Annotated in this window: 13 protein-coding genes; 5 read left to right on the plus strand and 8 right to left on the minus strand. The window is 71.7% G+C overall.

Annotated features, from left to right (window positions below):
* Positions 1 to 127: 127 nt before the first annotated feature.
* The 3 genes from ACN28A_RS38440 to ACN28A_RS38450 all read right to left on the minus strand — a co-directional run bounded on the left by ACN28A_RS38440 (position 128) and on the right by ACN28A_RS38450 (position 3,464).
* Positions 128 to 925 carry an enoyl-CoA hydratase/isomerase family protein gene (locus ACN28A_RS38440; protein WP_421403989.1) on the minus strand — a complete coding sequence of 266 codons (798 nt, stop codon included), beginning with the start codon at positions 923 to 925 and terminating at the stop codon, positions 128 to 130.
* A 46-nt stretch (positions 926 to 971) separates the two neighbouring features.
* Positions 972 to 1,199: a helix-turn-helix domain-containing protein gene (locus tag ACN28A_RS38445; protein WP_007462679.1), complete on the minus strand. Its 228-nt coding sequence runs from the start codon at positions 1,197 to 1,199 to the stop codon at positions 972 to 974.
* A gap of 657 nt (positions 1,200 to 1,856) precedes the next feature.
* Positions 1,857 to 3,464, minus strand: coding sequence for an ABC-F family ATP-binding cassette domain-containing protein (locus tag ACN28A_RS38450; RefSeq protein WP_421403994.1), 1,608 nt, complete (start codon positions 3,462 to 3,464; stop codon positions 1,857 to 1,859).
* A gap of 270 nt (positions 3,465 to 3,734) precedes the next feature.
* On the opposite strand from ACN28A_RS38450, the gene ACN28A_RS38455 reads away from it, so the two are divergent.
* Positions 3,735 to 4,646, plus strand: coding sequence for a neutral zinc metallopeptidase (locus ACN28A_RS38455; protein ID WP_421403995.1), 912 nt, complete (start codon positions 3,735 to 3,737; stop codon positions 4,644 to 4,646).
* Positions 4,647 to 4,742: 96 nt separating this feature from the next.
* Here ACN28A_RS38455 and ACN28A_RS38460 read toward each other — a convergent pair whose 3' ends face one another.
* A complete protein-coding gene (locus ACN28A_RS38460; RefSeq protein WP_421403997.1) occupies positions 4,743 to 5,393 on the minus strand; it encodes an acVLRF1 family peptidyl-tRNA hydrolase in 651 nt (216 codons plus the stop codon).
* A 167-nt stretch (positions 5,394 to 5,560) separates the two neighbouring features.
* Positions 5,561 to 6,187, minus strand: coding sequence for a LysE family transporter (locus ACN28A_RS38465; RefSeq protein ID WP_421403999.1), 627 nt, complete (start codon positions 6,185 to 6,187; stop codon positions 5,561 to 5,563).
* Positions 6,188 to 6,362: 175 nt separating this feature from the next.
* On the opposite strand from ACN28A_RS38465, the gene ACN28A_RS38470 reads away from it, so the two are divergent.
* The gene (locus ACN28A_RS38470; RefSeq protein WP_421404001.1) at positions 6,363 to 7,472 is read left to right on the plus strand and encodes a UDP-galactopyranose mutase; all 1,110 of its coding nucleotides are present in this window, start codon (positions 6,363 to 6,365) and stop codon (positions 7,470 to 7,472) included.
* Here ACN28A_RS38470 and ACN28A_RS38475 read toward each other — a convergent pair.
* Together ACN28A_RS38475 and ACN28A_RS38480 are read right to left on the minus strand one after the other, a co-directional pair.
* Complete coding sequence (locus ACN28A_RS38475) at positions 7,439 to 8,194, minus strand: hypothetical protein (protein ID WP_421404003.1); 756 nt, start codon at positions 8,192 to 8,194, stop codon at positions 7,439 to 7,441. The genes ACN28A_RS38470 and ACN28A_RS38475 overlap by 34 nt on opposite strands.
* Positions 8,191 to 9,960: a carbamoyltransferase gene (locus ACN28A_RS38480; RefSeq protein ID WP_421404005.1), complete on the minus strand. Its 1,770-nt coding sequence runs from the start codon at positions 9,958 to 9,960 to the stop codon at positions 8,191 to 8,193. Before ACN28A_RS38480 ends, ACN28A_RS38475 begins: the two co-directional genes overlap by 4 nt.
* A gap of 201 nt (positions 9,961 to 10,161) precedes the next feature.
* On the opposite strand from ACN28A_RS38480, the gene ACN28A_RS38485 reads away from it, so the two are divergent.
* From ACN28A_RS38485 to ACN28A_RS38495, 3 genes are read left to right on the plus strand one after another with little or no spacing between them, the layout of a single operon-like run.
* Positions 10,162 to 11,157 (plus strand): glycosyltransferase family 2 protein, encoded by a 996-nt coding sequence (locus ACN28A_RS38485; RefSeq protein WP_421404007.1) that lies wholly within the window; start codon positions 10,162 to 10,164, stop codon positions 11,155 to 11,157.
* Complete coding sequence (locus tag ACN28A_RS38490) at positions 11,154 to 12,425, plus strand: ATP-grasp domain-containing protein (RefSeq protein ID WP_421404009.1); 1,272 nt, start codon at positions 11,154 to 11,156, stop codon at positions 12,423 to 12,425. The genes ACN28A_RS38485 and ACN28A_RS38490 overlap by 4 nt, the downstream gene beginning before the upstream one ends.
* Positions 12,422 to 13,726, plus strand: a complete 1,305-nt coding sequence (locus ACN28A_RS38495; RefSeq protein WP_421404011.1) for a phenylacetate--CoA ligase family protein — start codon at positions 12,422 to 12,424, stop codon at positions 13,724 to 13,726. The genes ACN28A_RS38490 and ACN28A_RS38495 overlap by 4 nt, the downstream gene beginning before the upstream one ends.
* Positions 13,727 to 13,809: 83 nt before the next feature.
* On the opposite strand, the gene ACN28A_RS38500 is transcribed toward ACN28A_RS38495, so the two are convergent.
* The gene (locus ACN28A_RS38500; protein ID WP_421404013.1) at positions 13,810 to 14,829 is read right to left on the minus strand and encodes a hypothetical protein; all 1,020 of its coding nucleotides are present in this window, start codon (positions 14,827 to 14,829) and stop codon (positions 13,810 to 13,812) included.
* Positions 14,830 to 14,887: the final 58 nt, after the last annotated feature.

The raw sequence follows: 14,887 nt of genomic DNA on the forward strand, positions 1-14,887 counted from the left end.
ACGACAACCGGAATGGCAGCCCGATTCTTCCCGAATGATCCTTCGCACCGTCGTGGTCCTGAGCAGCCTCGCCGTCGGCCGTAGCGCGCTCCCCTCCGGCTGCGCGCGAACGCCGTCGGCGTCCAGCCTATTCGCCGGCTCCGACAAGATCACGCATTCGGCGGGTCTGCGCCTCGCGCTCGGCCCGCTGCTGCTCCGCCGGGGAGCGTCCGGCCGCGCCGGCCAGCAGCGCCTTGATCTCCACCACCGCGTCCCGGTTGCCGCTCAGGATCGCCGCCGTCAGGTCTCCGACGGCGCCGTCGAGCTGCTCCGGCGGCACCACCACGGTGGCCAGGCCGAGCCGCTCGGCCTCGGCCGCGTCGATCCGCCGGCCGGTCACGCAGATCTCCAGGGCCCGGGCGTAGCCGACCAGCTCCACCAGCCGCTTGGTGCCGGCCAGGTCGGGGACCAGGCCGAGGGTGACCTCGGCCATCGCGAAGGTGGCGTCGGTGCTCAGCACCCGCAGGTCACAGGCGAGCGCGAGCTGGAAGCCGGCGCCGATGGCGTGCCCCTGCACCGCCGCGATCGAGATCAGGTCGGGGCGGTGGAGCCAGGTGAAACCGGCCTGGAAACCGGCGATGCGCTCGGCACACTCCTCGGGCGGCAGGGCGGCCAGCTCGGCGAGCGAGTTCCCCGTGGACTCCCCCGGGTCCTCCGGGGACTTCCCCGGGCCGGGCCGACCGGTCGCCACCGAGAGGTCGAGCCCTGCCGAAAAGGCTCGACCCTCGCCCCGTACCACCACGACGCGGACATCGCCCGGGAGGTCCCGGGCGAAGTCGTGCATCGCCCGCCACATCTGCGGTGTCTGTGCGTTGAGTACGTCGGGCCGGCACAACGTCACTGTCGCTACCGGCCCGTCGCAGTTGAGCCGTACGCCGACGGTCATACAGAGGTCCGCAGGCGTTTGGGTCCGGACCAGGCTGCTGTGCGGGTCACGCCTTCTTCCGACGACGCGCACCGCCACGCTGACGAAGCTGTACACCAGACTCGGTGAGCACCCGGTGGATGAACCCGTAGGAACGGCCGGTCGAGGCCGCCAGGGCGCGGATGCTTTCGCCGGAGGTATACCGCTTGACCAGGTCCTTGGCGAGCGTCTGGCGCTCGGCTCCGACGATCCGGCGACCCTTCTCAGTGCTGGTGGCTGTGCCGGTGGCTGCCATGTTGATTCCTCACGTCCCAGACTGTGCGGTTCGATACGGTCCCACCTATTAGACCGCCTCGAACGATCATGCGCTAGATATCAACTCTTCGCCAACCGACACGCACAGCAGTGTCAGTTTCCCGATTGAGTGATTGCGCCATCGAAGCGATGCACTCCCGCCCTCCCGGCTCGCACCGCAGCTCAGCGGGTATTTCGAGCCGCAGCCGTCCGCCCGACAGCTCGGGGCTACGCGGTTTTCCCGGCTTCCGGTCGAGTTTCCTTCCACCCCGCCCGAGTTTTGCTTCATCATCCGGCGGGTTTCGTTCCGACGACGTCAAGTTTCGGCTCACCCGGTAGGGGGTTTCGTTCCCGGCCAGGATTCCGCGTCGCCGGATTCCGCAGAATGGTGTTCCGGTCCGCGCAGTACCGCCCGCGAGCACCGGTGGCCATCCACGAGACATTGTCGTACCTGCCGTCCCGATCGGCACCTCGACGAGGGTCGGGATGCGCCGATCCCGGCGGATCCTCGTCGGTCTCGCGGCAGATCGTCGTCGGTCAGTACGCGGAATCGTGCCGCCGCCGGCACCGGGGACCGGCCCGACCGGCTCACCGAGCCGGCTCGACCAACCAGCCGGGTCGGCCCGACCTGCTCGCCGAGCCGGCTCGCCCCGCCCGGTCAGGCCAGCTCGACCAGTTCGAGGAGGTCGTCGCTCCAGGCGTCCTCGTCGCCGTCGGGCAGCAGGATCGCCCGGTCCGGCTTGAGCGCCAGCACCGCACCCGGATCGTGGGTGACCAGCACGATCGCACCGGGATAGCGGGCGATGGCGTCGAGCACCTGTTCCCGGCTGATTGGGTCGAGGTTGTTCGTCGGCTCGTCCAGCAGCAGGACGTTCGCGCCCGAGCAGACCAGGGTGGCCAGCGCCAGCCGGGTCTTCTCACCACCGGAGAGCACCCCGGCCGGCTTGGCCACGTCGTCGCCGGAGAAGAGGAACGCCCCGAGAATCTTGCGCAGGTCGGTGTCGGACTGCTCACTGGCGGCGCTGCGCATGTGGTCCAGTACGCTGCGCTCCACGTCGAGGGTCTCGTGCTCCTGCGCGTAGTAGCCCAGCCGCAGTCCGTGCCCCGGCCGCACCTCGCCGGTGTCCGGCTCCAGCAGGCCGCCGAGGATCCGCAGCAGGGTGGTCTTGCCGGCACCGTTCAGCCCGAGGATCGCCACCCGGGAACCCCGGTCGACGGCGACGTTCACGTCGGTGAAGATCTCCAACGAGCCGTACGACTTCGACAGGCCGGCGGCGGTCAGCGGCGTCTTGCCGCACGGCGCCGGACTGGGGAAGCGGACCTTCGCCACCTTGTCGGCGACCCGGGCCTCCTCCAGCCCGGAGAGCAGCCTCTCGGCCCGCCGGGCCATGTTCTGCGCGGCAACCGTCTTGGTCGCCTTGGCCCGCATCTTGTCTGCCTGGGCCATCAGCGCGCCGGCCTTCTTCTCGGCGTTGGCCCGCTCCCGGCGGCGGCGCCGCTCGTCGGTCTCCCGCTGCTCCAGGTATTTCTGCCAGCCGACGTTGTAGACGTCCACCACCGAGCGGGTGGCGTCCAGGAACCAGACCTTGTTCACCACCGCCTCCAGCAGCGAGGCGTCGTGGCTGATCACGATCAGTCCGCCCTTGTGCGCGGCGAGGAAGCCACGCAGCCAGGTGATCGAGTCGGCGTCCAGGTGGTTGGTCGGCTCGTCGAGCAGCAGGATCCCGCCGCCGTTCTCGGCCGCGTCCCGGAAGAGGATCCGGGCCAGTTCGACCCGGCGGCGCTGGCCGCCGGAGAGGGTGCCGATGGTCTGCGCGAGGATCCGGTCCGGCAGGCCGAGGTTGGCACAGATCCGGGCCGCCTCCGCCTCGGCGGCGTACCCGCCGAGCGAGGCGAACTGGTCCTCCAGCGCACCGTACCGGCGGACCAGGCGCCCGTCGTCGGTCCCGTCGGCGAGCTGCTCCTCGATCTCCTTCATCCGGGCCATCAGCACGTCGAGGCCCCGGGCCGAGAGCACCCGGTCCCGGGCGGTGACCCCCAGGTCGCCGGTGCGCGGGTCCTGTGGCAGGTAGCCGACCTGGCTGCGCCGGTCGACCTGGCCGGCGTAGGGCTGTCCCTCGCCGGCCAGCACCTTCAGGGTGGTGGTCTTGCCGGCGCCGTTGCGGCCGACCAGACCGATCCGGTCGCCGGGCTGCACCCGCAGCGTGGTGTCGGACAGCAGGATCCGGGCGCCGGCACGCAGTTCCAGGCCGCTCGCAGTGATCATGTCGGAGAACTCGCTCTCGGGATCGAAGGCTGACTCAGGGCACACGAACGAGCCGGCGGACCTCGGATCCGTCGGCTCGGGGCGTTCAGCCTTCGCAGAGCAGCACGCGTCGAGTGTACCGGGCGACCGGGCCGGGCCGGTGCCGGATTACCGATCAAGATCACGGGGTATCGACCAACCGCGACATCGGGCCAGGTGTCCCGCGCCACAACCGGGCGCGCCACCCGATGACGGACCAGGCATCGGCGATCAGGGCGATCGGGGAACGGAATGGAACTCAACGAGGACGCACGGATCGACACCAGTCAGGTGGAGGACCGGCGCGGGTCCGGTGGCGGGCGGGCCGGTATTCCCATCCCGATCGGCGGCGGCCGGGGCGGGATCGTCGGCCTGATCATCGCCGTGCTCGTCACCCTGGTCGGCGGCGGCTTCGGCGTCAGCCAGCTGACCGGCTCCGGCGGCGAGGAGCAGGGCGACAACACCGCACTGGAGCAGCGCTGCGACGCCCAGGACGCGCTCCAGCAGCTCGACTGCCGCAACACGCTCTACATAAACTCCATCCAGGCGTACTGGCAGCAGGCGATGCCCCGACACTTCGACAAGCCGTACCAGGAATCCGACACCGTCTTCTTCGAGCAGGCGGTGAGCAGCGGCTGCGGTCAGGCGGACTCCGGCGTCGGACCGTTCTACTGCCCGCTCGACGACAAGGTCTACATCGACCTGAGCTTCTACCGGGTACTCGCCGAGCAGCTCGGCGCCCCCGGCGAGTTCGCCCAGCCGTACGTGCTGGCGCACGAGTACGGCCACCACGTGCAGGACCTGCTCGGCACCGAACAGCGGGTACGCGACCAGCGGCAGGCCGACCCCGGTGAGGCCAACCGCCTCTCGGTGCTGCTGGAACTCCAGGCGGACTGCTACGCCGGTGCCTGGGCCCGCAACGCCACCGGTACCGCCGACGAGCGCGGGGTGAAGATCTTCACCAGCCTGACCGAGCAGGACATCCAGGAGGGGCTGGACACCGCGGCGGCGATCGGCGACGACGCGATCCAGCGCAGGTCCGGTGGCCGGATCGACGAGTCGCAGTTCACCCACGGCAGCTCGGCCGACCGGCAGAAGTGGTTCGGCGCCGGCTACTCCAGCGGCGACCCGAGCTCCTGCGACACCTTCGGCACCGCCCGCTGACCCGGACCGACCCGGCACGGCGGCCGGGAACTGTCGGCTAGGCGACCGGCGGGCGCAGGCCACCCGGTCGCCTGTCGCCGTCGGGTCGGGTGCCGGCTACGGGTCGCGGAGCAGGACGCGGACCGCCCGGGCGGCGGGGATGGCGTCGACGAGTACGGTGTGCCGGGGCTCCGGAACGTCGAGCAGGCGTTCGGCCCGCAGCACCGCCAGCGCGGCGAGCCGCCGGTCGGCCAGGATGCTCTCCACCGCCCGCCGGTCGCCGCCGGTCACCACGGCGGCGAGCCGGCCGGCCTCGGGCAGCAGCAGCCGGACCGCCAGCTCCGCCCCGTCGGCGGCGGCGGCCTTCGCCTGGTTGTCCCGCCGCCGGGCGAAGCGCTGCTGTGACCAGCCACCGGCTGCGGTGCGGCCCTGCACGTACCGGCTGTCCACCTTGGAGACGACCAGCCGGTCGCCGTCGGCGACGCCGACCGCCACCGCACCCTTGCGGGCCAGCAGCAGGCCCAGCCGCCGGGGCACCGCGACCGCCGACAGGAAGGCGGGCAGGTCGTCGGCCGGGCCGGGCACGCCGGGCGGCGGATGCAGCACCGCGAGCGTGCCGTCGGGGGCGGTCAGCCGCAGCCCGTCCGGCCCGGCGGCGACCTCCGGCGGCCCGCCGTGCCGCTGCGCGAAACCGTCCAGCCAGCGGGCGAGCCGGGCCGGTGGCACGTCCACCCACCGGCCGCCGCCGGCAGCGGGTCGGCTGTTCACCCCCGAACGGTACGACGTCCGCCGCCGATACCCGACCACCGGGTCCGGCCGACCGGCGCCCAGGCCCAGACCATGGCCGGGCTGGCACGGGCTGGCACGGGCTGGGACGGGCTGGCACGGGCTGGGACGGGCTGGGACGGGCTGGCACGGGATGGCGGGTGCCCGGGTCAGCTCAGCAGCACGTTCACCGCGAGTACCGCGATGAGGGTGCTGGAAACCAGGGCGGTGCCGAGCCGGCCCCGGGGTCCGGCCAGCGCCCGCCCGATCAGTGAACCGCCGGAGGCGACAAGCAACTGCCAGCTCGCCGAGGCGGCGAAGGCGGCGAACACGAAGACCGCCTCCGCGCCGGCCGACCACTCGGCGCCAGCCCGGCGGCCGAGCACCAGGGCGGCGAAGTAGAGCACCGTCATCGGATTCAGCAGGGTCAACGCCAGCAGTCCGGCGTACGCCCGCGGCGGCGTACCCAGGCTCCGGTCGGTACGGGCGGCCCGGCCGGGGTCGGCGCGGTGCCGGATCGCACCCCAGGCGCCGGTGACCGCCAGCAGCAGCAGTACCCCGACGGCGAGCCAGCGCAGCGGCTCGGCGACCGGCTCGACCAGGCCGGCCAGCGCGGCACCACCGAGCACCGCGATCGCCGCGTAGAGCCCGTCGGCGGTGGCCACCCCGAGTGCGGCGGCGGCACCGACCCGGATGGAGGTGCGGGCGGTAAGTCCGATCACCAGAATGGCGATGGCGCCGACCGGAATGGCGACGCCGTATCCGGCGAGCAGGCCGGCGACGAGGGCGTCGGTCACGTCGGTGCCGGTGTCCGCGACGCCGGCCGGGACGGCCACCGCTGTCGGCGGGCGGGCCGGCCGGGGTCAGCGGTGGCAGGCGACACGGAAACGTCCGGAAGGTGCGCGGTCACAGCCGGATTCTGGCCAGGGTAGCTCGGAACTGCGACCGAATATCCGGCCGTATGCTCCGACGATGACGGGGATCATTCGAGTTGTCGGGTCCGGGCTGGCGGGAGCGACCGCCGCTCATCTGTTGGCCGAGGCCGGTCACACGGTCGAGATAATCGATGCCGAGTCCACCTGCGGTGGTCAGCTCAGGACCGCGGACATCAACGGCATTCTCTACGAACCGACCGGCGCGCACATCTTCCACACCCCCGACAGCGAGGTGTGGCAGCTGGTCACCCGGCTGGTCCGGATGCTGCCGTACCGGCACGTCGTCCGGACCAGGGTCTTCGGCCGGACCATGAGCTGGCCTCCGCAGCTGGCGGAGCTGGCCGACCTGGCCGAGTGGCCGGCGATCGAGCGGGAACTGGCGATGCGACCGGAGCGACCCCGACCGGACAACTTCGAGACCTGGTGCGTCGACCTGATGGGGGTGACCCTCTACCACGAGTTCATCGAGGGTTACACCCGCAAGCAGTGGGGCACGGATCCCCGGAACCTCACCGCGGCATGGGCGCCGAAGCGGATCGAGCTACGTGCCGACGGGTACCGTCCGCTCTTCCGGGACCCGTACCAGGGCTGGCCCGACGGCGGCTACCGACGGTTGATCGACGCGCTGCTGCGACGGGTGCCGGTCACGCTCGGCCAGCGGGTCACCGTCGCGGACTGGGACGCCCTGTGCCAGGGCAGCGCCGGCATCGTGCTGACCTGTGCCCTGGACGAGTTCTTCGAGGAGACCCTCGGGCGGCTGCCGTGGCGCGGGGTGTCACTGCGCAGTCGATATCTTCCGGATGTCGACAGTGTGTTGCCGTGCGGGGTGCTGAACACCCCGGCCGCGGCGGAACCGCACACCCGGATGATCGAGACGAAGTGGATGAGCGGCCAGTCGATGCCCGGCACCGTGGTCAGCTACGAGTACGCGGGGGCGCAGGCCCGGCACTACCCGATCGACGACGTGGCCGGGGCGAACCGGAAGTTGCAGCACCGCTACGAACAGGAGCTGCGGATGCTGCCCGGTCCGCCCCGGTACACGCTCGGCCGGTTGGCCCGGTACGCCTACCTCGACATGGACCAGGTGATCCGGCAGGCGATGAACACCGTCCGTCAGCTGCTCGTCGACCTCGACGGCCGGTCGTGAAGGCGCCCCAGCCAACGCCGGACCGGTAGCAGCAGGATCACCCCGGCAAGGACCAGATGTACGGCACAGAACAGGATCGCGACGGTCGGGCTGGGCGGGCCACCGACGAAGACGCTTATGTGCGACGCCCAGTGCAGCCGGTCCGGCCGGCCGTCCGCCCAGCTGTTCGTGTAGTAGAAGGCGAGGTCGTTCAGACCGGAGACAACCACCAGTACGGCGGCCAGACCGACCTTGAGCACCCGGTCCGTGGCGGCTCCGCCGAGGCGGTACGCGAACAGGACCGCCAGCACCGTGAACGCGTTCATGAAGATCGTGAACTGGTACAGCTCCGGAAACGCGGCGTCCTGGTCGGCCGCCTCGGCGTAGTCGAAGATGTGCTTCACGTTGAAGGTGTCCAGCACGCCCATGTAGCCGACCACGAGCACGCCCAGCAGGGCCATCCCCAGGCCGGGACGTCGGGGAAAACCGGCGATCGCCAGCACCGCGAACAGCAGCGGGCTGACCTTGAACAGCACCTCGGCGGCACTGTCGATGGTGCGGTCCGGCGGCAGTACGACCATGATGAGGACGGTCAGCGCCCCTCCGGCGAGCGCCGGCAGCCACCACAGATGCCGGAGCAGGGCCGGTCGTCGCCCGGTCCCGCCCGGCGCACCGTCGCTGCCGTTCCGGCGCCCCGCCGGCCGACGCGCCTCCCCGGCTTCGACCGGTCCGTCGCCGCTCATGCCTTCTCCGTCCAGAACGGGCCGAGCGCGAGCGCGTCCAGATCGGTACGCAGGAAGCAGGCGACCGCCTCGGCCGGGCTGCACACGATCGGCTCCTCGTTGTCGTTGAAGGAGGTGTTCAACACCATCGGTACCCCGGTCAGCTCGTCGAACCGCGAGATGAGCTGGTGGTAGACGGGGTTGTCGGCGGCCGAGACGGTCTGCACCCGCGCCGTGCCGTCGGCGTGGGTGATCGCCGGCACCCTGTCCCGCTGGTGTTCCAGCACGTCGAAGACGAGCAGCATCACCGGGGACGGATGGTCGCTGGCGAAGTACTCGCCGGAGCGTTCGACAAGGCAGGAGGGGGCGAACGGGCGGAACGGCTCACGGTGCTTCACCTTCGCGTTGAGCCGGTCCTTGGTGTCCGGTCCGCGCGGATCGGCCAGGATGGAGCGGTTACCCAGGGCGCGGGGACCGCACTCCATCCGGCCCTGGAACCAACCGACTATCCGGCCGGCCGCGAGCGCCTCGGCGGTGGTGTCGGTGATCCGCTCCGGGCGCTGGTAGGAGAGCCCGGCATCGGCAAGTGCCTTCTCCATCTCCTGCTCGGAGAACTCCGGGCCGAGGAAGACGTACTCGCCGTGCGGCCGGGTGGCGCCCTGGCCGACCGCGACCATCAGGGCGGCACCGAGCGCCGAGCCGTCGTCCGCCGCGGCCGGCTGGGCGAAGAACTCCTCGAACGGCGTCTCCAGCAGCAGCCGACCGTTCATCACGCTGTTCAGTGCGACCCCGCCCGCGGTCGCCAGCCGGGTCTCGCCGGTCTCCGCCTGCAACCAGCGCGCGACATGCAGGCCGGTCTCCTCCAGGGTGGTCTGCAGGGCGTATGCGACGTCGGCGTAGTGCTGGTCCACCGGCCCCCGGGTCCGGGCCCGGGGTGGGCCGAACCGCTCCAGGAACGCGGCCGACATCTGGTGCTTGCCGGTCGCGTGGTGGCGGAACCAGCGCAGGTCCAGCTCGTACCGGCCGTCCGGCAGCAGCCGCACCAGCCGGCGCATGTCGTCGACGTACGTCGGCCGTCCGTAGGCGGCCAGTCCCATCACCTTGCCCTCGTCCCGGGTCGGGTTGAAGCCGAGGTAGCCGGTGACGCAGGCGTAGAGGGCACCGAGCGAGTGCGGGAACCTGATCCGCCGGACGTCGCGGATCTCGTCACCGACTCCGACGCCGAGGTAGGTCGAGGTGCCGTCGCTGCCGATCCCGTCCCAGGTGATGATCGCGGCCCGGTCGAACGGAGAGAGCAGGTAGGCGCTGGCCGCGTGCGCGTGGTGATGGTCGACGAGGTGGGTGCGGAACCTGGTCGGTCCGGTGTGCCCCAGTGCGTCCTTGAGCATCCTGCCGAGCGTGACCGAGCGACGCAGGTGCAGCAGCAGTGCGCCGCCCACGTTGTAGTCGTCCGGGTGGCGCTGCGCCCCGTCGCTGCGCAGCGTCGCGGTCAGTCCACTCGCCTTGTCCGTGAAGGTGCCGCCGTCGTTTCGCAGCACCGCGAGCGTGTCCGGAAGGTACCTGACGAAGTGCCAGGCCGCGTGCCGCACCTCCCGGGGGGCCTGCCAGAAATAGGCGACATGGTCGACCTCGCCGAGAGTGATTCCGGCCATTTCCAGACAGGCCCGCGCGGCACGGGCGGGAAATGAGCCGTCATGCTTGATTCGCGTGAGTCGCTCCTCGTCGACGAAGGCGACGATCTCACCGTCCCTCAGCAGCGCCGCTGCCGAATCGTGGTGCTGGTTCAACCCGAGTACGTACACATTGCCCCCGTTTCTGTGCCCAGGTTCCGCCGACCGCCCCCACCGCCCGTCGTCCTATGTGGAGTTTGATGGACCCGTTGTGACGCTGGGGTGGCCGACATCGATAGGTGCGGTTAGTGTATTGGATCACCCAGGAACGTCGACCTGGATGGAGCCTGACCGACTCAGCCACGGGGGAGTGGTCACGTGAGTCAGTACGAACCTGCCGCGATTCCGCCCGAATCCAACGTCCCACCGATCTCCCTGACCGTTGTCGTGCCGTGTCTCAACGAGGCGGAGAACATCGAGCCGGCTTATCGGGAAATCGTCACCGAACTGGACTGTTACGAGCTACAGGTGCTGTTCGTCGACGACGGCAGCACCGACGGGACCCTCGAACTGATCAAAGCGCTGACGGTCCGCGATCCCAGGGTCTCCTACCTGTCGCTGAGCCGCAATTTCGGCCTGGAGGGGGCGTTCTCGGCCGGCTACCGCTACGCCCGCCATCCCTGGGTGCTGCACCTCGATGCCGACCTTCAGTTCCCGCCGGCGGAGTCACACCGCCTGCTGAGCCGGGCCGCCCAGGGCTTCGACGCGGTCTTCGGGCTGCGGGTGGACCGCCGGGACCGGTGGATCCGTCGGGCGGGATCGGCGCTCAACGAGTTCCTGGCGCGGCGGTTGCTGGCCATCGAGATCCCGACCGGCGCCACCACGTTCCGGCTGGTCCGGACCGACCTCGCCCGCCGGATCGTCGACCTGCGGCTCGGCACTCCGTATTTCCTCGCCACCGTGCCCCGGCTGACGAACGCCTGGACCACGGTGCCGACGGCACACCGTCCCCGGGCCCGGGGCACCGCCAAGGTGAGCGTACGGCGGCTGGCCAGACACGCGGTCGAGCTGTACGTCTCGTTCAGCGAGCGGCCGATCCGGATCGCCGGTTTCCTCTGCCTGCTCGCCGCGGCGGTCGCGGTCGTCGGGGCGGCAACCGGCGGCACCGCCGGCGCAACGCTCCAGCGACTCGCGCTGGCGGGCGGGCTGGTCGCCCTGGCGGCGATCGCGCGCTATCTGCTCCACATCGGACGCGGACAGCCGGGCCTGCCGCTGTTCCTGGTCCGGGAGGCGAACGTTCCGGTGCGGGCCGAGGACTGGCTCGGGCCGGTGCAGTACCGGGAAGACCAGGTCCTCTCGGAGCCGGCCAGGTGACCGGGGCCGGCCGGAGCAGGAGTCTGGTGGTGCTCGGCGGAGCCGACGGTGCGATCACGACGTTGCAGACGGCACGCCGGATCGGCCTGCACACGATCTGCGTGGACCAGCGCACCGACGCGCCGGCGGTCGGGTACGCCGACGAGTTCCTCAACGTCAGCACCCGCGACCCGGACCGGCTGACCCGGCTGCTCGCCCCGCGCGCGGACCTGGCCGGTGTGCTGTCGCCCGCCAGCGACGTCAACCTGCCCACCCAGTTCCTGCTGGCCGAGCGGCTCGGACTGCCGTCCGGGCTCTCACCGGCGGCGCTGCGCGCCTCGGTGGACAAGGGATACTTCCGGGCGCTCTGCGACGGGCTCGGCCTACCCGGACCCCGCTACGTACAGGGCACGCCCGCCCGGGTCCAGTCCGGCGCCGCCCGGCTCTCCTTCCCGGTCATCGTCAAGCCGACCGACTCCAGCGGCGGGCGGGGCATCACCCTCTGCACCGAGGTCCGCGACCTCGCCGAAGCGGTACGTCGGGCGGCGGCCGTCTCCGCCTCGGGCATCGTGATCGCCGAGCACTACCTGAGCGGCACCCACCACAGTGTCGAGGCGGTGGTGCGGGACGGGCGGATCGTCCTGATCGAGCTGGGCAGCCGGACGCTGACCCCACCGCCGCACTTCGTGACGCTCACCCACCAGATGCCCGGTGACCCGCCGGCCCTCACCGAGCGGGTACGCGACACGCTCGACCAGGTCTGCCGGGCGCTCGACTACCGGTGGGGGGCGCTCAACGTCGACGTGCTGGTCACCGCCGACGGCCAGGTGGTGCTGATCGAGTGGGGAGCCCGGCCGGGCGGCAACGGATCGGCGGAGCTGCTCGGGCTGGTGAACGGATTGGACGTCACCGAGGCGTCGGTCCGGATGGCAGTGGGTGAACAGCCGCGGCTCACCCCGCGGCGCAGCGCCCACGCCGCCTTCTCGGTGCTGCGTGCCGACCGGGCCGGCAAGTTGACGTCCATCCGGGGCGTCGACGAGGCGCGCGCACTCCCCGACGTCGTGGACGTGGTGCTCGCGGTGTCCGAAGGCGACCACGTCGAGCCGTACCACCGGGCCGGCGCCAAGGCGGGCTACGTGCTCGCCGCGGCGTCGGACCGGGCCCGGCTGCGGACCGCCCTGGACCGGGTCGACGCGCTGATCCGGCTGGAAGTCGACACGAACGCCGACGAGCCCGCGGAGATGCCCCGGACCGTCCCGCCGGGTTCCGGCGCCGAGGCGCCACGATGAGCAGCGGACTCGCCGTCGCCGTACGCGAACTGCGTCACCTGCCGGCCGTGTGGCGGGCCGACACGGTCGCGCCCGAGCTGGTCCGGCAGCGGGCGCTGTCGGCGGTCAACCACATGTTGGCGCACTGCCGGGCACGGGTGCCGTACTACCGGAACGGCGACTATCCCGACGAGCCACTGTCCTCCCTGACGGAGCTGGCCGAGTTGCCGTGGCTGACCAAGCGCGCGGTGCTGGACGCCGGCGTCGACCGGTTCCGCGTTCCCGACCTGCCCGCGAACCGCTACCGCCGGGACGTGACCAGTGGCAGCACCGGCACCCGGCTGGAGGTCTGGCACGACGTCGACGCCTACGGTTACCACGGCGCCACGGTGCTACGCCGGTTCCTGCGCTCCGGCTACCGGCCGTGGTGGCGCATCGCCCACATCAAGCCGTTCCCCCGGCCGGTCCGGTGGTTCCAGCGGCTCGGCCTCTTCCCCAGGGTGGTGGTGCACGCCGGTCAGCCGGAAGCGGTGATCGCCCGGCAGGTCCTGGCCATCCGCCCCGGGCTGATCATGGGCTATCCGGTGATGCTCCGAGGACTGCTGCACACGCTATCCGCGGCGGAGCTGGCGCGGCTGCGCCGCACCCTGCGGCTGGTGATGACCGATTCGGAGCTGCTCACCGACGAGGTCGCCGCGATGCTGTCCGACGGGTTCGGGGTGCCGGTGTTCGACGAGTACTCCGCGCACGAGGTGCTCACCGTCGCCAGCCACTGCCGGCACGGCGGCATGCACGTCGACGAGGACCGGGTCTGGCTGGAGATCCTCGGTGACGACGGCCGGCCGGTCCCGCCCGGTGTGACCGGCTCCGCCGTGGTCACCCACTTCCGGGAACGGGCGATGCCGCTGGTCCGCTACGCCCTCGGTGACCGGGCCCGCCTGCTGTCGGAGGGCTGCCCCTGCGGCAGCGGGTTCCGGCGGATGCGGCTCGTCGACGGGCGGACCAACGACTACGTGACGCTGCCGGGAGGCCGCCGCCTCTACAGCGCGGTCTTCCTGGACCTCGCCAAACACGTGCCGGGGCTGGCCGAGTGCATGGTGCGGCAGGACGCGGCGGGGCACATCACCGTGCACCTGCTGCCGGACCCGCGCGACAGGCTCGGCTACGACCAGGTGGTCGAGGCGTTCCGGCGCAGGTTCGACGCCCAGGTGGGGGTACCGGTGCCACTGCGCTTCGTACGCGCCGAGCGGGTCGCGCTGACGGCCGGCGGGAAGGGCCGGTTCGTGGAGTCCGCCTACCGCCCCGACACCGGACAGCTGTGATGGCACCCCCCGCTCCGGACCCCGCCGCGCGGTTGGGGTCCGGCCCGCCGGAGCTGCCCCCGGCGGCGGGCCGGACCGGCGCGCTACGGGATCAGGACGGCCCACTGGCGGCGTACCTCATGGCCGAGCTGGATCTTCTCCGGGAGGCTGGCCTGGCCGCTGAGCAGGCCCTGCCGGCCGGTTTCGATACACCACCGCAGATAGACCGCCATGTGGTGGAACCACTGGTGCTTCCGCCCGCCCTGGGCCGGATCGAGCGCCCCCCAGGCGCCGAGGACCGGTCGCTGCGGGTGGTCCCAGGCGGTGCCGTAGGCCAGCAGCCTGCCGGCCGTGTCGCGATAGGTGAGCCGGTGCACCTCGGGCAGGTCCAACACGGCCCGGAGAACGGCGGGATGGCTCACCCGGCGGCGCAGGTACCACCGCCGGTGGTGCCGGTCGACGGTCCGGGCCTGCAGGCTGCGCAGGGTGGGCAGGTCCAGCGGTTCCGCCGGATCGCCCCACCCGGTGAACGAGACCACCAGGTCAGGATCCGCGTCGAGACGACGGACGACCCGGCGCAGGGACCCCCGGCGGTCCCGACTGAGCGAGGCCAGGTAGCCGTCGAAGGAGTCGAACCGGTTGTGGAAGACCGCCACCGGTCCGCCCTCCCGGACGACCGCAGGCCGGCCGAGCACCGCGGGCAGCATCTCGGCCGACGTCTGCCGGAACAGCAGTGCCCGGACCCGCTGGCCGTACGTCCGGCGCAGCGTGTCGCGCAGCGCGACCACCGTCGCGCCGAGCAGCTCGGGGTCGGCGGGATCGTCCAGGGTGATGCCGGGCAGCGAGCCCGAGACGAGACAGTCGACGTCGACCACTCCGGCGACCGGGATGGCGTCCCGGCGGGCCCGTGCGCCGACGAAGCGGGCTGTCACGAGGCCGCGTGCCGTCGCTCCGTCGTGGACCGTCGCCGCGAGCACCGCGGAGCGCCGGGCGGCCGCCACCGCCCGGACCACGCTCCAGTCCCAGAGCGCCGGCAACTGCCCGGCGGCGACGAAGCCGGCCCAGCCGGGCGGCGGATCGGCGGCCGAGGTGTCGTGCAACGCGACGTCCAGACCGGACGTCATGCGATGTCCCCCCGAGGCATGGCACCTACCGTACCGGTCCCGGTCGCTCCGTCGGGTC

This window comes from Plantactinospora sp. WMMB782 (assembly GCF_049179135.1).
Taxonomy (GTDB): domain Bacteria; phylum Actinomycetota; class Actinomycetes; order Mycobacteriales; family Micromonosporaceae; genus Plantactinospora.